Raw genomic sequence first — 20,525 nt, forward strand, 5'->3', positions numbered from 1 at the left:
CAAGTCCGGCGGCTCCCCGGTTCCGGTCCAGCGGGTGGCATGGCTTACCCTTCATGGAGGAACCACCCAACACGACCGTGCGGACCGATGAGGCCTCCGCCTCCGACGGTGCGGACGGTGCCGGGGCCACGAGCACCCGGCGTACCGATCCTTGAGGAGGCAGTACATGTCCGAGGCCACCCCTACCCCGGCAACGTTCGAGGTCGACGGAACGCGACTGGAGTTCGACCGGGTGCCGGCGGCCGAGGGCAACGACGGGGTGAAGATCTCCTCGCTGCTCAAGGAGACCGGCCTCGTCACGCTCGACCCCGGCTTCATGAACACCGCGTCCACGACGTCGGCGATCACCTACATCGACGGTGACGCCGGCATCCTGCGCTACCGCGGCTACCCGATCGACCAGCTCGCCAAGGGCTCCTCCTTCCTCGAGGTGGCCTACCTCCTCATCAAGGGCGAGCTGCCGACGGCGGAGGAGCTCGAGTCGTTCACGGCGCGCATCCACAAGCACCGTCTCCTCCACGAGGACTTCAAGGCGTTCTTCACCGCCTTCCCGGCCAACGGGCACCCGATGGCGATCCTCCAGTCCGGCGTCTCCGCGCTGGCCACGTACTACCAGCACACCCTCGACCCCCGGGACGAGGAGCAGGTCGAGCTCGCCACCGTGCTGCTCATGGCCAAGGTGCCGACGATGATCGCCTACATCGCCAAGCGCGCCCTGGGCCTGCCGCTGCTCTACCCGGACGCCTCGAAGTCCTACGTCGAGGACTTCTACCGGCTCACCTTCCACCTGCCCTACCAGGACCACGACGTCGACCCGGCGCTCACCAAGGCGCTGGACATGCTCCTCATCCTCCACGCCGACCACGAGCAGAACTGCTCGACGTCGACCGTGCGCATGGTGGGCTCCTCGAACGCCAACATCTACTCCGCGGTCTCCGCCGGCGTCGGTGCCCTGTCCGGCCCGCTCCACGGCGGCGCGAACGAGTCCGTCCTCGAGATGCTCACCACGATCCAGGCCTCCGGCGGCGACGCCTCGGAGTTCATGCGCAAGGTGAAGAACAAGGAGGACGGCGTCCGCCTCATGGGCTTCGGCCACCGGGTCTACAAGAACTACGACCCGCGCGCGGCCATCGTCAAGGAGGCCGCCCACGAGGTGCTCGGGAAGCTCGGCAAGTCCGACGAGCTGCTCGACATCGCGATGGGCCTGGAGGAGATCGCCCTCAACGACGACTACTTCATCGAGCGCAAGCTCTACCCGAACGTCGACTTCTACACCGGCCTCATCTACAAGGCCATGGGCTTCCCGACCCAGATGTTCACCCCGCTCTTCGCGATGGGCCGCATGCCCGGGTGGATCGCCCAGTACCGCGAGATGATCGCCGACCCCACGACGAAGATCGGGCGCCCGCGCCAGGTCTACACCGGTGAGACCGAGCGGGAGTACCCCGCCGGCCGCTGACCCCACGCACGACGACGCCGCCCCGGCGGCCCGGTCCCCTCGCGGACGGGCCTCCGGGGCGCTGTCGTCAGGACTCGAGGGAGAGGTCGACCAGGCCGAGCTGGGAGGCCCGGATGAGGGTCTGCACCCGGTCACGCACCCCGAGCTTGCTCATGATCTGGGTCATGTGCGCCTTGACCGACGCCTCGGAGAAGTGGATGCGCTCGGCGATCTCCGCGTTGTTGAGGCCCCGGGCGAGGAGCTGGAGGACCTCGCGCTCCCGCACGGTGAGGGTTCCGAGCACCGACTCGTCGACGCGGGCGGACGTGCTCTCCCGGACGCTGCGGACGAGCGCCAGCGCGATCGACGGCGCGAGCACCGCCTCCCCGGCGTGGACCTTGCGGATCGCCGCGGTGATGTCCGCCGGGCCCATGTCCTTGACGAGGTAGCCGGCCGCCCCGGCCTTGAGCGCGGCGACGACGTGCTCCTGGCCGCTGAACGTCGTCATCGCGATGACGGGGACCTCCGGGTGCTCCCGGCTGAGCACCTCCATCGCCGCGACACCGTCGACGACCGGCATCTCCAGGTCCATGAGGACGACGTCGGGACGGTGGGACTCGACCATGGCGATCCCGACCTTGCCGTTGGGGGCGACCCCCGCGCACACCATGCCCTCGGCGCTGTTGACGAAGACGGCCAGCGCCTCGGACATGAGCGGCTGGTCGTCGACGATCAGCACCCGGATGTGCTCCATGTCGGGCAGTCTAGGGCGAGCCGTGAGCCCGCCCGCTAGACGAAGGTCAAGGCGGGCGTAGCGGACAGTCGAGGGCTCGGCGGGGCGCCCCGCTGAGACAGTTGCCGCGACCAACGTCGGTCCACCGAAGGAGCTCTCATGAAGACTGCAGTCTCCGCCCTCGTCGCCGTCCTCCTCGTCGCCGGCCCCTCGGCCGCCGCGGTGGGCGCCCCGGCCGACGGCCCCGGCAGCTCGATCGCCGTCGCCGAGGAGAGCCGGGGCACCAACGGGTTCTTCCACGACCTCATGTGCGTGGTTCTCAAGAAGCGCTGCTGAGGCGCCCCGCCCCGGCCCCTCGGCCGGTAGCCTCGGGCTGTGGACGGGGGGTACCGCCCGCCGCCGGCCGGCAGCCGGCGAGCGGGCCTGTGGACGAGTGCGCCGCTCGCCACCTGGGCGCGCGTCCTCGTCGTCGTCGCCGCGGCGGTTGTCGGCACCCTCGACGTCGCCGACGTCCTCGCCGACGGGGAGGGCACGCTCGACGCGGTCGTCGTCGTCGCCGTCTACCTCTCGCTGGCACTCGTCGCCTACCGCGTCACCCTCGGTGCGGCCGCGGTCATGCTCGTCATGCTCGTCAGCGCCACCACCGAGCTGTGGCTCCCGACGGGCATCATCGGTCTCGCGCTCAGCGGGGTGGTCGTCGGCAAGGCGACGCCCCGCTTCGCCGCGGGCTACGTCACCGCCTCGCTCCTGTGGCTCGTCCTCGTCCTCCTCGCCCACGAGAACTCCCGTGCCGTCGCCTTCGTCCCGGTGGCCGTCCTCGTCGCCTCGGTGAGCGTCGGCGCGGCGTACGCCGCGCTCTCGCAGCGCAGCGCCGCCGCCGCGGACCGGATCTCGGGCTTCGAGGAGGAGCGTGCCCGCTCGCTCGCGGAGGAGCGTGACCGGATCGCCCGGGAGCTGCACGACATCGTCGCGCACCACGTGACGATGGCGTCGATGCACGCGGACGTCGTCTCGATGTCGGAGGACGCCCAGCAGCGGGACAGGTCCCTGCGTGTCATCGCCGAGTCCACCCGCCAGGCCCTCACCGAGCTGCGCTGGATGCTGCGCGTGCTGCAGACGCCCGAGGAGCTCGCCGGGCCGGGGGAGAAGTCGCTGCGCCTGGAGGCGACCATGGCGGCCGTGCGCGAGCACCTCCACGCCCTCGGGCTGCGCACGGAGGTCGACTACGACCCCGCCGTCCTCGAGGGCCTGCCCCTGGAGCTCGACGTCGCCCTGGGACGGATCCTCCAGGAGGCGGCGACGAACGTCGTCAAGCACGCCGACCCCCGTGAGCCGGTCGCGCTGCGCGCGACCCGGGAGGGCGGCCGGCTGTGCCTGGAGCTGCGCAACGCGGTCGGTGCCGTGTCGGACCTGCCCTCCTCCGGGCTCGGGCTGGGCAACATGAGCGCCCGCGCCGGGGAGCACGGCGGGACGGTCACCGGGTCCCGCGAGGGCGGCACCTGGGTGCTGCGCTGCGTCGTCCCCGTCGCCTGACTCTCTCGACGAAGGTCGGGGTCGGAGTCGCGGATCGGGTATCGCGCCGGCGACGCCGCCCTCCCTAGCGTCGGTTCCCACGGACAACACCGTCCGGAACCACACGAAGGAGTGCGCACATGAAGACCTCATCCATCGGCACGGACGCCGTCCGGGCCGCCGGCGTCGCGGGGGCGGTCACGCTGCTCGCCGTCGCCATCCTGCTGCTGACGCCCGCCCTGGGCACCAGTAGCCTCCTCGGGGCGGCGGAGCTCGCCCCGGACCTCAAGGTCCACCTCGGCATCAGCGGCGCCGCCGCCATCGGCATCTGGAACGCCTTCAACAGCCCGTGGGCGATGGCGCTGTCGCTGGCGCTGGTCCCGCTCGGCTTCGGGGCGTGGGCCGTGACCATCCGTCTCACCTTCGCCGCGCTCGTCCGGCAGCTCGGCAAGACGGCGGCCCGCAAGGCCGCCCTCAACTTCTGAGGCGCTGACATGAGGAACGCGTGGGTGCTGTGGCGGATGGACGTCCTCCGTCGTCAGCGTGCCTGGACGGTCCGGGTGCCCGGGCTCCTGCCCACGCGCCGGCACGTCGTCGCGCTGGTGGTCACGCTCGCCGTGGCCGTCACCGTGGCGACGTGCCTCCTCCTCGTGGGCGTCCTGCCCGCCGCGGGGGAGGGCCGGGACCGGCTGCTCGAGGGCGGTGCCGCCCTCCTGCTCGTCCTCGCGCTGCTCCGGGTGCTCACCGGGCTGAGCCCGGCCGGCGCCGTGACCGCCTACGAGCAGGCCGACCTCCGGCTGGTCTCCCGGACGCCCCTGCGCGGCGCCGACCTCTACCTCGGGCGGGTCTGGCTCACCCAGCTCGTCCCGCAGGCCGCCGGTCTCCTCCTCCTCGGGCTCGCCGTCGCCGTCGCCGCCCTCGTCACGGGCACGCCGGTACGGGCACTCGTGCCCCTCGGGGGCGCCGGTCTGCTGTACGTCGCCGCGTCCGGACTCGCCATGACGCTGTCCTGCCTCCTGTTCACCCTCGTCCTGCGGCTCCCGCCGGTCCTCGTCGGCCCGGGACTCTTCGGGCTCGGGCTGCTCGTCCCGGTGGCGCTCACCGCGCTCGCCGTCACCGTCGCTCCCGTGCTCCTCGCCGCCGGGCGCGAGGGCGGGGACCTCACGTCCTGGCCCGGCGCCCTCCTCGCCGACCCGCGCGTCGAGTCGGTCCTGGCCGTCCTCCGCACCCCCGAGGGCCTCGCGCTGTGCGGTCTCGCGACCGTGCTGGCGCTCGCCGCGGGCCTGGCCGCCGCCCACCTCGCGCTGCCCGCGAACCTCCACCGGGTGCGCAGCCGGCTGTCCGGCGGGCACCGGTGGCGCACCACCCGGCCCTTCCCGCTCACGCCGGCCCGGGCGACGGCGGACAAGGACCTGCGTCTCCTCCTGCGCCGCGGCCTGCCCGCCTGGCAGCTCCTCGACGACGTCCTCACCCTCCTGCCCGTGCTCGTCGGGGTCGGCCTCGCCGGGCAGGTCGTGGCCGCCACCTCCGCGGACCCCTTCCTCGGGCATCTCGCCACCCTGGCCAACGCCGGGCTCGTCGTCGTCATCCTCGGCATGGCCTCCGAGGCGCTGACCCCGCTCCTCACCTCCGACGCCGACGGCCCCACGCTGCGCCTGCTGCGCTGGCACCCGGCCGCCTACCGCGGCTACCTCGCCGCGAAGTCCGCCGTCGCCGCCACCATCCTCACCGTCGTCGGCCTCGCCTGCGCCGGGCTCGTCCACGTCGTCGCGCCGTGGCCCGGGGCGGCGCTCGGCGCGATGGCCGCGGTCGCCGTCGTCGCGGCCGTGGGGGAGGCCGTCTGCGTCGTCGTCGGGTCCGCGCACCGTCCGGCACTCTTCCGCAAGGACCTCGGCATCGCCGACCTCGAGCCCTCCGTGCGGCTGGCGAGCGGGGTCGTCACCGCGGTCGTCGTCGCCACCACCACCCCGCTCGTCGTGCTCGCCTCGGTGTGGACCGGGGCCGTGCCCGTCGCCCTCACGGTGCTCGCGGTCCTCGCCGCGGTCCCCGTCGCGCACGCCACCGCCGGCCGACTGGCCCCGGCGGTCCACCGCAACCTCGTGAAGGGAGACACCCGTGCGACTGCAGCACGCCGACGCGCCGCCACCGGGGTCTGACCCGGTGCTCGCCCACCTCACCGGAGCGGGGGTCGAGATCGGCGACTCGCGCATCCTCCAGGACGTCGACCTCACCGTCGTAGCCGGGGACGTCGTCCTCGTCAGCGGCCCCAACGGTGCCGGGAAGTCCACCCTGCTCCGGCTCCTCGCCGGTGAGGTGGCGGCGTCCCACGGCACCGTCACCACCCGCCCGGGGCTGCGCGCCGCCCTGCTCGGCGACGCGCCCGTGCTCTACGACGTCCTCACCGTCACCGAGCACGTCGAGTTCTTCGCCCGCTTCTGGCAGCGCCGCGTCGACGCCGCCGCCCTGCTCGCGCATCTGCGGCTCGACCACGTGGCCCGCTCCTTCGGCCGCGACCTCTCCCTCGGGGAACGTCAGCGGCTCTCCCTCGGCCTGCTCACCGTCGGAGAGCCCGAGCTCGTCCTCATGGACGAGCCGTTCAACGGGCTCGACGGCGACACCGCCGAGCTGCTGCGCGGGCTCATCACCACCTGGGCCGAGCGCGGTGGGGCCGTCGTCGTCGTCGCCCACACGGTGGGGGACATGCGCGGGGTGGCGCGCCGCCGCGTCGTCGTCGAGCGGGGCACCGTCACCGCCGACGGGCCGGCCGAGCTGCCCGACGCCGTCGGGCCGGCCGGGCGGACGAGGTGGTGAGCGTGCCCGCGCCGCCGCGAGCGGCCCCCGGGAAGCGCGAGGCGGTGCTGGGCGTGACGGCTGCCGTCGTCGTCCTCCTCCCGCTGCTCGTCGCCGGGGCGGTCGGGCACCAGGTCGAGCAGGTCGCCCCCGGCGGCACCGACCTCGGCGGGCTCGACGTCCTGCGCCACAACCTGCGCCTCGGGCTGGCGATCGGCGTCCTCGGCTGGCTCACCCTCGGGGTCGGTGCCGCCGGCGTGGCGGCCGTCGGCTCGGTGGCCTCCGGCTACGTCCTCGGCGCCCACGTCGCCGACCTCGGGTGGGGCGCCACCCTGGCCCTCGTCCCGCACCTCGTGCCCGAGCTGCTGGCCTTCGTCGCCTTCACCGGCGCCGGGCTCCACGGCGCGGTGTGGGTGTGGTCCTACGTCCGCGGGGCTGCCCCTGCCCGCGCCCTCACCCGCGCCGTCCTCGCCGCCACGGCGTGGACCGCCGCGGGAACCGTCCTGCTCGTCGCCGCCGCGGCGCTCGAGTCGACCGTCATCTGACCAAGGAGACCCCATGGACACGCTCTTCGACCGGTCCGCCAGCACGGGAGCGCAGCCACCGGGCAACGTGCTGCTGCGACTCCTGCCGGTGGGCGCCGCACCGTTCCTCGCGCTCGTCGCGATCCTCCTCGTCCCCGGCGTCCTCGGGATCACGGTCGGCCTGGGCGTCCTCGCCGTGAGCCTGCTGTTCCTCCTGCCCTTCGTGCGCTCGACGGCCATGCGGGTGGCGCTGTCCGCCGTCGTCGTCGGCTACCTCGCCGTCGCCACGGGGGTCATGGTGCTGGAGCACACGTCATGACCGCCGCGCCCGCGCCCGCGCCGGCCGCGGTCCGGGCACCGCTGCTCGTGGTGCTCGGCTCCCCCTCCCGGCTCTTCGCCTCCCTCGACCGGGACGGCGCCGCCCGCCCGGTCGTGCTGCTCCTCCTCGCCGTCCTGCCCCTCGCCCCGCTCCTCACGGGCGTCGTGGCCGGGGACGCGCTCGCGCGGGAGTTCGCGGGCAACCCGGAGACGGTCGAGCTCGTCCCCAACGCCCCCTTCATCGCCGTGGCCCTGGGGGTCGCCGCGCTCGTCCTCCAGCTCGTGCTCCTCCTCATGCACCTGCTCGTCTTCAGCCTCTCCGTGCGGGTCGCCGGTACCGAGGCGAGCGTCCGCCGCATCACCACGGCCTGGCTCTTCGCGATCCTGCCCCTCGTGCTGCGGCAGGTCGTCATCTCCGGCGTCACCCTCGTGGCCGGCGCGGACTGGTACGCCGAGCGGTCCTGGCTCGTCCAGATGGCCGACCCCTTCCTCGTGTGGACGGCCGTCCTGCTGTTCCTCGCCTGCCGCCGGGCGCTGGGCCTGGGCCGCACCGCGAGCGTCGTCGTCACCTTCCTCTCGAGCTTCGTCGGCCTGCTCAGCCCGCTCGCCGAGGCGGTGCTGGGATGAGCGGCGTCGTGCTGGAGGGCCTCGTCGCGGCGCGCGGGACCCGCCGGGTGCTCGACGGCGTCAGCGCCTCCTTCCCGCCGGGGCGCGTCACCGGCCTCGTCGGGACCAACGGGGAGGGCAAGTCGACCCTCCTCCGGGTGCTGTGCGGCCTCCTGCGCCCGACGGCGGGAGGCGGGAGCGTCCTCGGCCACCCGCTGGACGCGCCGCACCGCTACGTCCACCGGGTCGGCGCCGTCATCGACGGGCCCGCCCTGCTCGACGGGCACAGCGTCCGGCGCAACGCCGAGGTCGTCGCGGCCTCGGCCGGGGTGCCGGCTGGGCGGGCCGCCGAGGCCCTGGAGCAGGTGGGCCTCGCCGGGGCGTCGGCCGTGCGCGCGGGGCGGCTGTCGATGGGCATGCGCCAGCGCCTGTCCCTCGCCACCGTGCTCCTGCGCGACCCCGACGTCGTCCTCCTCGACGAGCCCACCAACGGCCTGGACCCCGTCGCCGTCCTCGGCCTCGCCACGATCATCCGTGCCGCCGCGGCGGAGGGGCGCTGCGTGGTCGTCACCAGCCACGACGTCCACCTGCTCGAGCGGGTGTGCGACCGGGTAATCGTGCTCCGCGGGGGCCGCGCCGTCCACGAGGGCGAGCTGGCCGAGCTGCTCGGCGGGCCGCCCGCACCGCCGGCGGTGCCCGGCCTGGCGGACCGGCTCGGCGCGCTCATGGCGCCGGCGGGCGCCTCCGGCATGGGGGTCGTCGCATGAGCGCCATCGCTGCCGCGAGCGCTCCGGCCGGTGGGCTGCGCCGGGCGTGGGCGGCGGAGTCGCTCAAGCGGGAGGCCCGGGGCGTGCGCCCGGCGGTGGCGGGTGCCGTCGTGCTCGGGCTGCTCGTGGCCGTCCTCGTCACCGGGCTGGCCGCCGTCACGGGCGGCACCGTGCCGTCGGAGGGCGCGGGCCTGCCCTACACGGTGGGCGGCTTCGGTGAGCCCGCCGGGGCGAGCGCCGTCGCCCGCTTCCTCGCGCCCCAGGTCGCGGTGCTGGCGGTCTTCCTCATCACCCCGTCGGTCGGCCGGGACCTGCGCAGCCGTGTCGCCCAGGTGCAGCTGTCCACCGGCCTGGCACCGCGCCAGCTCGTGCTCGCCGCGTGGCTGCACGCCACCCGCCGCTGGGCGGCCCTGGCCGGGGCGGCCACCGCGGGGACGGTCACCGGCACCGCGGTGATCCTCGTCGCGCGGGGCCGCGGGCTGGGCGGCTGGCTCCACGCGGAGACGGTCCTGCTCGTCGGCTCCGTGCTCGCCGGGGCGGTCGTGCTCGGGGCGCTCGTCCTCGCCGTCTCCCTCGTCCTCGTCCTCGCGACGGGCTCGCCCATGGCGGCGGCGGCGCTGGTGCTCGGGTGGTCGGTGCTCGTCGAGCCGGTCCTGCTCGTCGTCGCGACCGAGCCCCGGTTGCTGCCCGGGACCCACCTCAAGGCGCTCGCCTGGAGCTCCCAGCACGTCGACGGCGGGTGGGTGCTCACCGTGCTCGGGGCGCTCGCCGTCACCGCCGCGTGCCTCGCGGTCGCGCCGCCCGCCCTGCGCGCCCGGGTGTGCCGCTAGGAGATCCGGACGCCGCCGTCGTCGGGGCCGCCGCCGTCGGCCGGCGCCCAGCCCGCCTCGTTGCCGTCGGACCGCTGCCACACCTGGCCGGCGACCTCGACCGTCGTCACGCCGGTGTCCACCGCCGTCGCCACCGCCCAGTGCGCCACCGCCCAGGCCAGCCGCTGCGGGGCGTCCCCGGGCAGTGCGGCGGCCCCGACGACCACGGCGCCGTCGGCCGCCGTCGCCGTGATCCCGAAGTCCTGCTCCAGCCGCGCGCTGGCCGCCTCGGCCGGGGACGCGGCGGCGTCGGGCTCGGGCAGGTGACAGGTGAGGGAGGCGGGGGAGTGCCCGGTGAGGGCGGACGCAAAGGCGCGGCCCTCCGGCTCGTGGTCGGCGTAGGCCTCGGGGTAGCCCGAGCGCTGGACGGTCTGGGCGGCCTCGGTGATCGGCAGCTCGGTGTACCCGGGCACCTGGACGAGGCCGTCGAGGAAGGCGTTGGTCGCGTACACCGGGTCGGTCACCTGCTCCGGCGTGCCCCAGCCCTGGGAGGGGCGCTGCTGGAAGAGCCCGAGGGAGTCACGGTCGCCGTAGTCGATGTTCCGCAGCTTCGACTCCTGGACCGCGGTCGCGAGCGCGATCGTGGCGGCGCGGGCGGGCAGCCCCCGGCGGACGGTGACGGCGGTGATGAGGGCGGCGTTGTCCGCCTGGTCCGCGTCCAGGACGTGGCGGGTGCCGTCGTCGAGGACGACGGCGCAGGTCTCGCTCACGCGGTCCGGCACCAGCCGCGTGAGAAGGAGGGCGACGGCGCCGACGGCGAGCACGACCAGTGCGAGCACCCCGACGGTGCCGCGCAGCAGCCTGCTACGCATGGAGGGCGTCGTTGAGCGTGATGCCCGTCCCCGTCCGGGTGAGTGCCTCGACGGCGCCGGTCACGGAGTGGCGCCGCAGGAGCAGGTTGGGCAGGCCCGACAGCTCGCGGGCGGGGACGACCGTGGGCGAGGCGGAGGAGTCCCCGGGGGCCGTCTGGACGGTCACCTTCGTGCCGGCTGTGACGTACAGGCCGGCCTCGACGACGCAGTCGTCACCGAGGGAGATCCCGATCCCGCTGTTGGCGCCGAGCAGGCAGCGCTGGCCGAGGGTGATGCGCTCCTCGCCGCCGCCGGAGAGCGTGCCCATGATCGAGGCGCCGCCACCGACGTCCGTGCCGTCACCGACGACGACGCCCTGGGAGATGCGGCCCTCGACCATCGAGCGGCCCAGCGTCCCGGCGTTGAAGTTGACGAAGCCCTCGTGCATGACCGTGGTGCCCGGCGCGAGGTGGGCGCCCAGGCGCACCCGGGAGGAGTCGGCGATGCGCACGCCGCTGGGGACGACGTAGTCGGTCATCCGCGGGAACTTGTCGACGCCGTGGACGGTGAGGTGGCCGTCGCGGGCGCGCAGCCGTACCCGGGTCTGGTCGAAGCCCTCCACCGCGCAGGGGCCGGCCGAGGTCCACACGACGTTGGGCAGCACGCCGAAGATCCCGTCGAGGTTGAGGGAGTTCGGCGCCACGACGCGGTGGGACAGCAGGTGCAGGCGCAGGTAGGCGTCCACGGTGCTCGTGGGCGGGGCGTCGAGGTCGATCTCCGCGGTGACGACCCGGCTGTGGACGCCGCGGGCCTCGTCGCGGCGCTCGGCGACCGGCAGGGCGGTGGTGGCCGTGGAGCCCGCCCCCTCGGCGCCGTCGACCGTGGGGTCGGGGTACCAGACGTCGAGGACCGTGCCCTCGTCCGTGACCGTGGCCAGACCGGTTCCGCGTGCGAGACGTGCCGTCATGGGGGACAGCCTACGAGGGCTCGGCGACGTGCCCGGACGCCGTCCGTGTGCGCCGCCTCACGCCGCCCTCCCGAGGCGCCGGCTCGTGCCCGGCAGCGGGGCGGCGCAGGGACCCACCGATTGCGGAGGTCGGGTGTGGCGGGACAGGGTGGGGCGGTGGCCGACTCGCTGACCCCGCCGGACCCGCGCTCGCCGCACCGGCCCGGTGACGGCTGGGTCGAGTGCCGCTGCGGGCACCGGCACTGGGGCCGTCACGGCGCCGCGGGGCTGCTGCTGTGGCGGCCGCTGCGCCACCCGGCCACCGGCCCGCACGACTACGCCGTCGTCCTCCAGCACCGGGCGCTGTGGAGCCACCACGGCGGCACCTGGGGTCTGCCGGGCGGCGCGGTCGACCCCGGTGAGACCGACGTCCAGGGGGCGCTGCGCGAGGCCCAGGAGGAGGCGGGCCTCCCGCCGTCGGGCGTGGCGGTGCGCGCGAGCCACCGCCTCGAGCACCCGGACTGGTCCTACACGACCGTCGTCGCGGAGGCGGTGGAGGACCTCGAGCCGCGGGTCAGCGACCCGGAGAGCCTGGGGGTGGCGTGGGTCGAGGGCGCCGCCGTGCGGGAGCGCCGGCTGCTCCCGGCCTTCGCGGACGCGCTCCCGGCGCTGCGCGCGCTGCTCGGGCGCCGGCTCGTGCTCGTCGTCGACGGCGCCAACACGATGGGCTCGCGGCCCGACGGCTGGTGGCGCGACCGCGCCGCCGCGACCACCCGGCTGCGCGACGAGCTCCTCACCCTCGCGACGACCGGCCTGCCCGCCGAGCGCCTCGGCCTGCCCGGGCACACCTGGTACCCGCACGTCGTCCTCGTCGCCGAGGGACGCGGGAGGGGAGCCGCCGGGATCCCGCCGGCCGACGGCGTGGGCCGGGTCGACGTCGTCGACGCGCCGGGGGAGGGCGACGACGAGATCGCTGCCCAGGCCGAGCGGCACGTGCGGGAGGGGGCCGACGTCGTCGTCGTCACGGCCGACCGTGAGCTGCGCGGACGCGTCGAGGCGAGCGGCGCCCGGACCGCCGGACCGTCCCTCGTGCTCGGGTAGGCGCTACTCGTCGATGTCGCAGATGACGGTGCCGGCCGAGACGGTCTCGCCGACGGCGGCCTGGAGGCCGCGCACCGTGCCCGCCCGGTGGGCGACGAGCGGCTGCTCCATCTTCATCGCCTCGAGGACGACGACGAGCTCACCGGCCGCGACCGTCGCGCCGTCCTCGACGGCGACCTTGACGATCGTGCCCTGCATGGGGGAGGTGAGGGAGCCGTTGCTCGAGGCGGCGGCGGCGCGTGCGCCGCTGCGGCGGGCGGGACGGCGGACCGCACCGCGGCCTCCGCGGCCGGCGCCGATGCCCAGGCCGGCGGGCAGCACGACCTCCAGCCGCTTGCCCCCGACCTCGACGACGACCCGCTCGGTGGCGTCCTCGGGGGTGTCGGGCGTGACCGCGGTGGGAGCCTCCGGAGCCCCGAGCTGCGAGAGGCGCTCGGCGAAGTCGGACTCGATCCACGTCGTGTGGACGGTGAAGGAGGAGGGGTCCGCGGCGGCGAACTCCGGCGCGTCCAGGACGGCGCGCGCGAAGGGCACGACCGTGGGGATGCCGGTGATCTCCAGCTCGCGCAGCGCCCGGCGGGCGCGCTGCAGCGCCTGCTGCCGGTCGGCGCCGGTGACGATGAGCTTGGCGAGCATGGAGTCGAAGGCCCCGGAGACGGTGTCGCCGGCCGAGACGCCGGTGTCGACGCGCACGCCCGGGCCACCGGGCCAGGTGAGGGAGGAGATGGTGCCCGGGGCGGGGAGGAACCCGGCGGCCGGGTTCTCGCCGTTGAGGCGGAACTCGATGCTGTGGCCGCGGGTGGGCACCTCGGTGTAGCCGAGCGGCTCACCGGCCGCGACGCGCAGCTGCTCGCGGACGAGGTCGATGCCGGTGACCTCCTCGGTCACCGGGTGCTCGACCTGCAGGCGGGTGTTGACCTCGAGGAAGGAGACGGTGCCGTCGGCCCCGATGAGGAACTCACAGGTGCCGGCCCCGACGTAGCCCGCCTCGCGCATGATCGCGGTCGACGCCTCGCGCAGGAGGGCGTCCTGCTCGGGGGTGAGGAAGGGGGCGGGCGCCTCCTCGACGAGCTTCTGGTGCCGGCGCTGGAGGGAGCAGTCACGGGTGGAGACGACGACGACGGTGCCGTGCTCGTCGGCCAGGCACTGGGTCTCGACGTGGCGGGGACGGTCGAGGAAGCGCTCGACGAAGCACTCCCCGCGGCCGAACGCGGCCTTGGCCTCGCGCACCGCGGAGTCGAAGAGCTCGGGGATCTCCTCGCGGGTGCGGGCGACCTTGAGGCCGCGGCCGCCACCACCGTGGGCGGCCTTGATGGCGACCGGCAGCCCGTGCTCGTCGGCGAAGGCGAGGACCTCGTCCGCGGACTCGACGGGGTCGGGCGTGCCCGCGACGAGGGGCGCGCCGGCGGCGCTGGCGATGTGCCGGGCGCTCACCTTGTCGCCGAGGGCGCGGATGGCCGCGGGCGGCGGGCCGATCCACACGAGGCCCGCGTCGAGGACCTGCTGGGCGAACTCGGCGTTCTCGGAGAGGAAGCCGTAGCCGGGGTGGACGGCGTCCGCGCCGCTGCGGCGGGCGACGTCGAGGAGCTTGCCGGCGTCGAGGTAGGTCTCGGCCGCACGGGAGCCGCCGAGACCGAAGGCCTCGTCGCTGAGCCGCACGTGCAGGGCGTCGCGGTCGGAGTCGGCGTAGACGGCCACGGAGGCGATGCCGGCGTCCGTGCAGGCGCGCGCGACCCGCACCGCGATCTCGCCGCGGTTGGCGATGAGCACCTTCGTCAGCGGGCGCCGGGTGGACGACGCTCCAGAGGTGCTCGTCATGGATGCTCCGATCTGTTCGCCAGGACCCCGGGGCCAGCGCCCGGACCGACCCACGGTAGCCGCCAGGCGGCGCCGGTCCTATTCACCACCCGCCGTCCCGGGGAAGTCTGTCGGCAGCCGCAGGTTGCCACCAGGTCGGTTGTGGCGACCCTACAAGCGCAGTGCGGCAAGGGTGCGGCGCCGGTGCGTCCGCTTGTCGCGCCCGCACAGCCTGCGCCTCGTCCGCCGCTCAACCCTCCCCGTCGACAGCTGGATCCCGCCCCGGTCCCCCGTCCCGCCGAGAGCCCACCTACCCCCGACAGCCGGCTATTCCCGGGTTCACCTGCCGCCGGCAGCCCAGGGTCCCCACCGGTGACCGTCCCCGTCGATCTCGACGACGAGAGCACCGCCTCCGCCAGGGAGCACGAGCCGGGCCAGAGCGGCGAGCGCTTCCGCCGTGACGACGACGGCGACACACTCCCCGCGGTACTCGTCGGCGAGGTCATCGAGGGCGCGGACGAGGATCTCGGGCGAGGTGGCGTCCTCCGGCAGGTCCCGGCGGGCGACCTCGAGCCGCTGGGCGAGGTCGGCGGCGGTGTCGAGCGCGCCGGGCGTCGAGACGACGGCTGCCGCACGCCGGGCGCGGAGTGCCTCGCCGGCAGCGGCCGTGTCCACGACGACGAGCGTCGCCGCACACTGCAGGTCGCTCACACCATCACCCGTCCCTCGCCCTCCCGCCGACAGTACAAGTCCCACTCCCCGGGGGAGCGGGCCGTGGGCGGCCTCCGCGCACCGGGCCGCGCGGAATCCAGCTGTCGGCGGAGGGAGAGGAAGGGGGGAGAGGCGGAGGGGGCGGGAGGGAGGGGGATGAGGAGTGTGTCAGCGGGCCCAGAGGTCGGTGACGGAGACGCCGAGCTCGGCGAGCAGCGTGCGCAGGAGCGGCAGGCTGATGCCGACGACGCCGTGGTGGTCGCCCTCGATGCCGGTGACGAAGGGGCCGCCGAGCCCGTCGACGGTGAACGCGCCGGCGACGACGAGCGGCTCGCCCGTCGCGACGTAGGCGTCGATCTCCGCGTCGCTGAGGTCGGCGAAGTGGACGGTGGTCGACGAGACCGCGCCGACCTCCGGGGCGGGGGCCTCGCGGGTGTCGACGAGCCAGTGCCCGGTGTGGAGGACGCCGGAGCGGCCGCGCATGCGCCGCCAGCGGGCGACGGCCTCGGCCGCGTCGGCGGGCTTACCGTGCACCTCGCCGTCGAGCTCGAGCATCGAGTCGCACCCCACGACGACGGCGTCCCGCTCGGTGGGCGCGACGTCCCGCGCCTTGGCGCGGGCGAGGAGCAGCACCTGGTCGGCCGGGGTCGCGTCCTCGCCCGCCGCGCGCAGGAGGGCCGGCTCGTCGACGGCGGAGACGTGGACCTCCGGGTCGAGGCCGGCGGCGCGGAGGGTGGCGAGGCGGGCGGGCGAGGCCGAACCGAGGACGAGTCTCACGGGCGACGAGCCTACGTGAGCCTCGCCCTCGCGCCCGCCGTCAGGCGCGGGCGGTGGCCTCGGGGCGGCCGAGGACGGCGGAGCGCAGGACGTCCAGACCCACCGAGCCGACGTCGAGCGCCCGCCGGTGGAAGGACTTGAGGTCGAAGGTCTCCCCACGCGAGACGGCCTGGTCCCGGGCGGAGTCGCGCAGCTGCTCCCACAGCCGCTGACCCACCTTGTAGGACGGCGCCTGGGCGGGCCAGCCGAGGTAGCGGTCGAGCTCGAAGGCGAGGAAGCCCTCGGCCATGTTCGCGTTCTCCTTGAGGAACTCCCACGCCTTGGGCGCGTCCCAGGTGCCGCCGCCCCACTGGGCGGGGGCGGGCTTGCCGAGGTGGACGCCGATGTCGAGCACCACGCGCGCCGCGCGCAGGCGCTGGCCGTCGAGCATGCCGAGGTAGTCGGCCGGGTCGTCGAGGTAGCCGAGGTCGGCCATGAGGCGCTCGGCGTACAGCGCCCAGCCCTCGCCGTGGCCGCTCACCCAGCACGCGAGGCGGCGCCAGGTGTTGAGCAGCTCCGAGCGGTAGGCGGTCTGGCCGATCTGGAGGTGGTGCCCGGGGACGCCCTCGTGGAAGACGGTCGTGAGCTCGCGCCACGTGCTGAACTCCGTGACGCCCGCGGGCACGGACCACCACATGCGTCCGGGGCGGGAGAAGTCGGCGCTCGGGCCGGTGTAGTAGATGCCGCCGCTCTGCGTCGGGGCGATGCGGCACTCGAGGCGGCGGACCGGCTCCGGGATGTCGAACTGCGTGCCGCTGAGCTCGCTCACCGCGCGGTCGGAGGTCTCCTGCATCCAGGCCCGCAGCGCCTCGGTGCCGTGGAGCTGGCGGCTCGGGTCGGCGTCGAGGCGGGCCATCGCCTCGGCCGGGCTCGTGCCCGGCCCGTAGAGCCGGGCGGCGACGGCCTCCTGCTCGGCCGTGACGCGGGCGAGCTCCTCCAGGCCCCACTCGTAGGTCTCGTCGAGGTCGACGACGGCGCCGAGGAAGTGGCGCGACCACAGCGAGTAGCGCTCGCGGCCGACGGCGTCCTGCGCGCCGGCACGCGGCGCGAGCTCCTCACGCAGCATCTGGGCGAGCTCGCCGTAGGCGCGGCGCGCCGCGGCGGCGCCGCCGATCAGCGCCTCGGCGAGAGCGCCGGTGGGCTCGGTACCGTCCGGCCGGGCGCCGTCGACGAAGGTGTCGAAGAAGGAGGTGCCCTCCGCGGCCAGCTCCTCAGCCTGGACGATGCACGCCTCGACCTGGCGCAGTGCGGCGATCTTCCCGTCGGCGGCCGAGGCGCGCAGCGACTCCTGGTAGCCGGACATCGCCTCGGGCAGGGCGGCCAGCCGGCGCGCCACGCACTCCCAGTCACCGGCGGTGTCGGTGGGCATGAGGTCGAAGACGTCCCGCAGGTCCTGGACCGGGGACGCGATGACGTTGAGCTCGCGGCCGAGCTCGCCGGCCATGTACAGCTCCACCTCCAGGCCCAGGCGCTCGGCCATGGCGGCCTTCGTCGTCGCGTCGACCTCGTCGACGGCGTCGGTGGCGGCCACCCGGGCGACCGACTCCATCGCGGCCTCGGCCCGCGCCAGCTGACCGTCGGGCGAGAGGTCGGGGAGCTCGTCGTCGTGACCGGGGATCCCCAGGGAGGTGGCCGCGACCGGGTCGAGCTCGGCGAGACGGACGACGTACTGCTCGGCGATGGCGTCGAGGGCGGTGCTGCCGCGGGGATTGGTCACGCGGTCGAGCGTATTCCTTTACACGCGCCGTCCGGACGGTGCCACACGTGCGCACGGGTTGAGAGTCAGGTCACGCTCGACGCGGGGCCGGGGTGAGAGCCGGGGTGAAGCGCCCACCCTCCGTCGGAAGGAGGTCAACCGGCCCTCCCAAAGGAGGGGCGGCCGCTCCGTCGTGATCGGCTCGGCAAGGACGCGCCGCGCCGCCCTGGCTCGCCGGTGTGCGTCTCGCGGGTGGCCCGGGTCCAAGGGCCCCCGTCCGCGCTCCTGCGGCGCGCGAGGATCGGGGACGCGCCGGGCCCCCCGGCGCGGACGGGAGAGTCATGACCGGCACGGTGTCGGAGTCCCCGGGGATCCCCTCCCCGGCGCAGCTGGCCCGGGCGGCGGAGGACGCCGCCTGCGCCAAGGCCACCGGCCGCCCGCTCGGCTCCTTCCTCCTCGCCGTCACCGCCGGCGGCTACATCGCCCTGGCCTTCGTCTTCTGGACGACGAGCCAGGTGGGCGCGCAGGCGCTGCCGTGGGGCGTGGCCAGGGTGCTCGGCGGGCTCGTCTTCTCCACCGGCATCGTGCTCGTCGTCCTCACCGGCGCCGAGCTGTTCACGTCCTCCACGCTCACCCTCACCGCGCGGGCGAGCGGCCGGATCACCTGGGCGCAGCTGCTGCGCAACTGGGCGGTCGTCTACGCGGGCAACTTCCTCGGTGCCCTCACCGTCGTCGCCCTCGTCTACGCCGGTGGCACGTGGCACGCCGCCGACGGCGCCTGGGGCCGGGTGATCCTGGACACCGCCGTCGGCAAGGTCGGGCACTCCGCCGTCGAGGCCTTCGTCCTCGGGGTGCTGTGCAACCTCATGGTGTGCGTGGCCGTGTGGGCCGCGTACTCGGGGCGCACGACGACCGACAAGGTCCTCGCCCTCACCCTGCCCATCGCGCTGTTCGTCTCCGCCGGGTTCGAGCACTCGGTGGCGAACATGTTCCTCCTGCCGCTCGCGCTGCTCCTGCGCGGGACCGCGGGTGCCGAGCTCGCCGGCGACTACGCCGCGGTGACGTGGGACGCGGTCCTGCTCGGGAACCTGCTGCCCGTGACCCTGGGCAACGTCGTCGGCGGCGGCGTCATGATCGGCCTCATGTACTGGACCATCTTCCGCCGACCTGCCCGCCACGCGCCGTCGGCGGGGTGACCGACGTCGGGTCCCCCGCGTCGGGCTGTGGGGACGGGCTGCGTCAGGGGTGCAGGGACCAGCGCCAGGCGCCGGGGCCGGCCACCGGCCGGCGGCCGAGCCGGCGCCCGTGGTCGGACCACGGGGACGGGACGCGGGCGGCGGCTGCGCCGGCGGCGTCGGCCGCCGCGGCCCGCGCCGCGACGATCCCCGCGACGAGGGCCGCGAGCTCGACGTCGTCGGGCACGCCCCGCACGACGCGCAGCTGCGCGGCGGTGAGGTCCCCGGACTCGCCCGTCGCGCTGCTCACAGCGGGATGTTCCCGTGCTTCTTCGCCGGCAGCGTCGCGCGCTTGGTGGCCAGCGCACGCAGCGCCCGCACCACCTGGACACGCGTCTCGGACGGGGCGATGACGGCGTCGACGTAGCCGCGCGCGGCCGCGTCCCACGGGTTGACGATCGCGTCCTCGTACTCCGCGGTGAGCCGCGCCCGCTCCGCCTCGACGTCGCCGCCCTCGTCGGCCACCTTCTTCAGCGCGCCGCGCTGGAGGATGTTGACCGCGCCGCCGGAGCCCATGACGGCGATCTGGGCGGTGGGCCACGCGAGGTTGACGTCCGCGCCGAGCTGCTTGGAGCCCATGACGATGTACGCCCCGCCGTAGGCCTTGCGGGTGATGACGGTGACGAGCGGGACCGTCGCCTCGGCGTAGGCGTAGATGAGCTTGGCGCCGCGGCGGATGATGCCGTTCCACTCCTGGTCGGTGCCCGGCAGGAAGCCCGGCACGTCGACGAAGGTGAGGACGGGGATGTTGAAGGCGTCGCAGGTGCGCACGAAGCGGGCCGCCTTCTCCGCGGCGTTGATGTCGAGCGTCCCGGCCATCTGCAGCGGCTGGTTGGCGATGATCCCGACGGGACGACCCTCGACGTGCCCGAACGCGGTGATGATGTTCTGCGCGTAGAGCTGCTGCACCTCGAGGAGCTCGCCGTCGTCGACGACGTGCTCGACGACGGTGCGCATGTCGTAGGGCTGGTTGTCGGAGTCCGGGACGAGCGCGTCGAGCTCGACGTCGGCGTCGGTCACCTCGAGCGGCTCGTTCTCCGCCGGCCAGGTGGGCGGCTCGCTGAGGTTGTTGGCGGGGAGGAAGGCGAGCAGGGCACGGACGAAGTCGAGCGCGTCCTCCTCGTCCTCGGCGAGGTAGTGGGCGACGCCGGAGCGCTCGTTGTGCGTGGCCGCGCCGCCGAGCTCCTCGAAGCCGACCTCCTCACCGGTGACCGCCTTGATGACGTCGGGGCCGGTGATGAACATGTTCGACGTCTTGTCCGCCATGACGATGAAGTCGGTGAGGGCGGGGGAGTAGACGGCGCCGCCGGCGCTGGGGCCGAGGATGAGGGAGATCTGCGGGATGACCCCGGAGGCCGCGACGTTGCGGCGGAAGATCTCGGCGAACTGGGTGAGCGCGGCCACGCCCTCCTGGATCCGGGCGCCTCCGCCGTCGGAGATCCCGATGAGCGGCACCCCGGTGCGCAGGGCGAGGTCCATGACCTTGGTGATCTTCTGCCCGTGGACCTCACCGAGGCTGCCACCGAAGACGGAGAAGTCCTGGGAGTAGATGCACACCTGGCGGCCGTCGACCGTCCCGTACCCGACGACGACGCCGTCACCGGCCACCTTGCGCTTGTCCAGCCCGAAGTTGGTCGAGCGGTGGGTGGCGAAGGCGTCCAGCTCGACGAAGCTGCCCTCGTCGAGCAGCCCCTCGATGCGCTCGCGGGCGCTCTTCTTGCCGCGCCCGTGCTGCTTCTCCTGCGCCACGGCCTCGGCGCGCTCGAGCTCGGTGTTCCGGGCGGTGAGATCGGCGAGCCGGGCAGCGGTGCCGGTGAGGTCTGTGGGTTCGGAGGTCACCCGGCGAGCGTACGTGTGGCGGGCCACCACCCTCGC

General features: G+C 74.7%; 22 protein-coding genes. 13 read left to right on the forward strand and 9 right to left on the reverse strand.

Annotation, left to right across the window (positions count from 1 at the left end; genetic code table 11):
- Positions 1–166: 166 nt before the first annotated feature.
- Positions 167–1,459 (forward strand): citrate synthase, encoded by a 1,293-nt coding sequence (locus H9624_RS09880; RefSeq protein ID WP_251839723.1) that lies wholly within the window; start codon positions 167–169, stop codon positions 1,457–1,459.
- A gap of 67 nt (positions 1,460–1,526) precedes the next feature.
- Here H9624_RS09880 and H9624_RS09885 read toward each other — a convergent pair whose 3' ends face one another.
- The gene (locus tag H9624_RS09885; protein ID WP_251839724.1) at positions 1,527–2,192 is read right to left on the reverse strand and encodes a response regulator; all 666 of its coding nucleotides are present in this window, start codon (positions 2,190–2,192) and stop codon (positions 1,527–1,529) included.
- 138 nt (positions 2,193–2,330) lie between these two features.
- On the opposite strand from H9624_RS09885, the gene H9624_RS09890 reads away from it, so the two are divergent.
- From H9624_RS09890 to H9624_RS09935, 10 genes are all read left to right on the forward strand, one after another.
- The gene (locus H9624_RS09890; protein ID WP_251839725.1) at positions 2,331–2,507 is read left to right on the forward strand and encodes a hypothetical protein; all 177 of its coding nucleotides are present in this window, start codon (positions 2,331–2,333) and stop codon (positions 2,505–2,507) included.
- A gap of 39 nt (positions 2,508–2,546) precedes the next feature.
- Positions 2,547–3,704 carry a sensor histidine kinase gene (locus tag H9624_RS09895; protein WP_251839726.1) on the forward strand — a complete coding sequence of 386 codons (1,158 nt, stop codon included), beginning with the start codon at positions 2,547–2,549 and terminating at the stop codon, positions 3,702–3,704.
- Between the two features lie 119 nt (positions 3,705–3,823).
- Positions 3,824–4,168: a hypothetical protein gene (locus H9624_RS09900; RefSeq protein WP_251839727.1), complete on the forward strand. Its 345-nt coding sequence runs from the start codon at positions 3,824–3,826 to the stop codon at positions 4,166–4,168.
- Between the two features lie 9 nt (positions 4,169–4,177).
- A complete protein-coding gene (locus H9624_RS09905) occupies positions 4,178–5,839 on the forward strand; it encodes a hypothetical protein (protein ID WP_251839728.1) in 1,662 nt (553 codons plus the stop codon).
- Complete coding sequence (locus tag H9624_RS09910) at positions 5,799–6,494, forward strand: ABC transporter ATP-binding protein (protein WP_251839729.1); 696 nt, start codon at positions 5,799–5,801, stop codon at positions 6,492–6,494. The genes H9624_RS09905 and H9624_RS09910 overlap by 41 nt, the downstream gene beginning before the upstream one ends.
- Before the next feature lie 2 nt (positions 6,495–6,496).
- Positions 6,497–7,018 (forward strand): stage II sporulation protein M, encoded by a 522-nt coding sequence (locus tag H9624_RS09915; protein WP_251839730.1) that lies wholly within the window; start codon positions 6,497–6,499, stop codon positions 7,016–7,018.
- 13 nt (positions 7,019–7,031) lie between these two features.
- The gene (locus H9624_RS09920; protein WP_251839731.1) at positions 7,032–7,316 is read left to right on the forward strand and encodes a hypothetical protein; all 285 of its coding nucleotides are present in this window, start codon (positions 7,032–7,034) and stop codon (positions 7,314–7,316) included.
- The gene (locus H9624_RS09925) at positions 7,313–7,942 is read left to right on the forward strand and encodes a YIP1 family protein (protein WP_251839732.1); all 630 of its coding nucleotides are present in this window, start codon (positions 7,313–7,315) and stop codon (positions 7,940–7,942) included. Before H9624_RS09920 ends, H9624_RS09925 begins: the two co-directional genes overlap by 4 nt.
- Positions 7,939–8,688, forward strand: a complete 750-nt coding sequence (locus H9624_RS09930) for an ABC transporter ATP-binding protein (protein WP_251839733.1) — start codon at positions 7,939–7,941, stop codon at positions 8,686–8,688. The genes H9624_RS09925 and H9624_RS09930 overlap by 4 nt, the downstream gene beginning before the upstream one ends.
- Complete coding sequence (locus H9624_RS09935; RefSeq protein WP_251839734.1) at positions 8,685–9,518, forward strand: hypothetical protein; 834 nt, start codon at positions 8,685–8,687, stop codon at positions 9,516–9,518. Before H9624_RS09930 ends, H9624_RS09935 begins: the two co-directional genes overlap by 4 nt.
- On the opposite strand, the gene H9624_RS09940 is transcribed toward H9624_RS09935, so the two are convergent.
- Together H9624_RS09940 and dapD are read right to left on the reverse strand one after the other, a co-directional pair.
- Entirely contained in the window at positions 9,515–10,369 is an 855-nt protein-coding gene (locus tag H9624_RS09940) for a hypothetical protein (RefSeq protein ID WP_251839735.1), read from the reverse strand. The genes H9624_RS09935 and H9624_RS09940 overlap by 4 nt on opposite strands.
- Complete coding sequence (dapD, locus tag H9624_RS09945) at positions 10,362–11,315, reverse strand: 2,3,4,5-tetrahydropyridine-2,6-dicarboxylate N-succinyltransferase (protein WP_251839736.1); 954 nt, start codon at positions 11,313–11,315, stop codon at positions 10,362–10,364. The genes H9624_RS09940 and dapD overlap by 8 nt, the downstream gene beginning before the upstream one ends.
- A gap of 156 nt (positions 11,316–11,471) precedes the next feature.
- Between dapD and H9624_RS09950 the strand changes: the two genes are divergently transcribed.
- Positions 11,472–12,395: an NUDIX domain-containing protein gene (locus H9624_RS09950; RefSeq protein ID WP_251839737.1), complete on the forward strand. Its 924-nt coding sequence runs from the start codon at positions 11,472–11,474 to the stop codon at positions 12,393–12,395.
- A 3-nt stretch (positions 12,396–12,398) separates the two neighbouring features.
- Here H9624_RS09950 and H9624_RS09955 read toward each other — a convergent pair whose 3' ends face one another.
- The 4 genes from H9624_RS09955 to H9624_RS09970 all read right to left on the reverse strand — a co-directional run bounded on the left by H9624_RS09955 (position 12,399) and on the right by H9624_RS09970 (position 17,436).
- Positions 12,399–14,213, reverse strand: a complete 1,815-nt coding sequence (locus tag H9624_RS09955; protein WP_251839738.1) for an acetyl/propionyl/methylcrotonyl-CoA carboxylase subunit alpha — start codon at positions 14,211–14,213, stop codon at positions 12,399–12,401.
- Positions 14,214–14,531: 318 nt separating this feature from the next.
- On the reverse strand, positions 14,532–14,903 hold the full coding sequence (locus tag H9624_RS09960) for a hypothetical protein (RefSeq protein WP_251839739.1): 372 nt from the start codon (positions 14,901–14,903) through the stop codon (positions 14,532–14,534).
- A gap of 168 nt (positions 14,904–15,071) precedes the next feature.
- A complete protein-coding gene (locus H9624_RS09965) occupies positions 15,072–15,680 on the reverse strand; it encodes a Maf family protein (RefSeq protein ID WP_251839740.1) in 609 nt (202 codons plus the stop codon).
- A gap of 40 nt (positions 15,681–15,720) precedes the next feature.
- Positions 15,721–17,436 (reverse strand): DUF885 domain-containing protein, encoded by a 1,716-nt coding sequence (locus tag H9624_RS09970; protein WP_251839741.1) that lies wholly within the window; start codon positions 17,434–17,436, stop codon positions 15,721–15,723.
- A gap of 320 nt (positions 17,437–17,756) precedes the next feature.
- Between H9624_RS09970 and focA the strand changes: the two genes are divergently transcribed.
- Positions 17,757–18,611, forward strand: a complete 855-nt coding sequence (gene focA / locus H9624_RS09975) for a formate transporter FocA (protein WP_251839742.1) — start codon at positions 17,757–17,759, stop codon at positions 18,609–18,611.
- Positions 18,612–18,654: 43 nt separating this feature from the next.
- On the opposite strand, the gene H9624_RS09980 is transcribed toward focA, so the two are convergent.
- Together H9624_RS09980 and H9624_RS09985 are read right to left on the reverse strand one after the other, a co-directional pair.
- Positions 18,655–18,900: an acyl-CoA carboxylase subunit epsilon gene (locus H9624_RS09980; protein ID WP_251839743.1), complete on the reverse strand. Its 246-nt coding sequence runs from the start codon at positions 18,898–18,900 to the stop codon at positions 18,655–18,657.
- A complete protein-coding gene (locus tag H9624_RS09985; protein ID WP_251839744.1) occupies positions 18,897–20,489 on the reverse strand; it encodes an acyl-CoA carboxylase subunit beta in 1,593 nt (530 codons plus the stop codon). Before H9624_RS09985 ends, H9624_RS09980 begins: the two co-directional genes overlap by 4 nt.
- Positions 20,490–20,525: the final 36 nt, after the last annotated feature.

The organism is Oceanitalea stevensii (assembly GCF_014837105.1).
GTDB lineage: Bacteria > Actinomycetota > Actinomycetes > Actinomycetales > Actinomycetaceae > Oceanitalea > Oceanitalea stevensii.

Coding starts and splice junctions, on each gene's coding strand:
- focA (WP_251839742.1), top strand. CDS start 17,757: ATGACCGGCACGGTGTCGGAGTCCCCGGGGATCCCCTCCCCGGCGCAG.
- H9624_RS09920 (WP_251839731.1), top strand. CDS start 7,032: ATGGACACGCTCTTCGACCGGTCCGCCAGCACGGGAGCGCAGCCACCG.
- H9624_RS09940 (WP_251839735.1), bottom strand. CDS start 10,369: ATGCGTAGCAGGCTGCTGCGCGGCACCGTCGGGGTGCTCGCACTGGTC.
- H9624_RS09880 (WP_251839723.1), top strand. CDS start 167: ATGTCCGAGGCCACCCCTACCCCGGCAACGTTCGAGGTCGACGGAACG.
- H9624_RS09935 (WP_251839734.1), top strand. CDS start 8,685: ATGAGCGCCATCGCTGCCGCGAGCGCTCCGGCCGGTGGGCTGCGCCGG.
- H9624_RS09925 (WP_251839732.1), top strand. CDS start 7,313: ATGACCGCCGCGCCCGCGCCCGCGCCGGCCGCGGTCCGGGCACCGCTG.
- H9624_RS09900 (WP_251839727.1), top strand. CDS start 3,824: ATGAAGACCTCATCCATCGGCACGGACGCCGTCCGGGCCGCCGGCGTC.
- H9624_RS09955 (WP_251839738.1), bottom strand. CDS start 14,213: ATGACGAGCACCTCTGGAGCGTCGTCCACCCGGCGCCCGCTGACGAAG.
- dapD (WP_251839736.1), bottom strand. CDS start 11,315: ATGACGGCACGTCTCGCACGCGGAACCGGTCTGGCCACGGTCACGGAC.
- H9624_RS09905 (WP_251839728.1), top strand. CDS start 4,178: ATGAGGAACGCGTGGGTGCTGTGGCGGATGGACGTCCTCCGTCGTCAG.
- H9624_RS09890 (WP_251839725.1), top strand. CDS start 2,331: ATGAAGACTGCAGTCTCCGCCCTCGTCGCCGTCCTCCTCGTCGCCGGC.
- H9624_RS09930 (WP_251839733.1), top strand. CDS start 7,939: ATGAGCGGCGTCGTGCTGGAGGGCCTCGTCGCGGCGCGCGGGACCCGC.
- H9624_RS09885 (WP_251839724.1), bottom strand. CDS start 2,192: ATGGAGCACATCCGGGTGCTGATCGTCGACGACCAGCCGCTCATGTCC.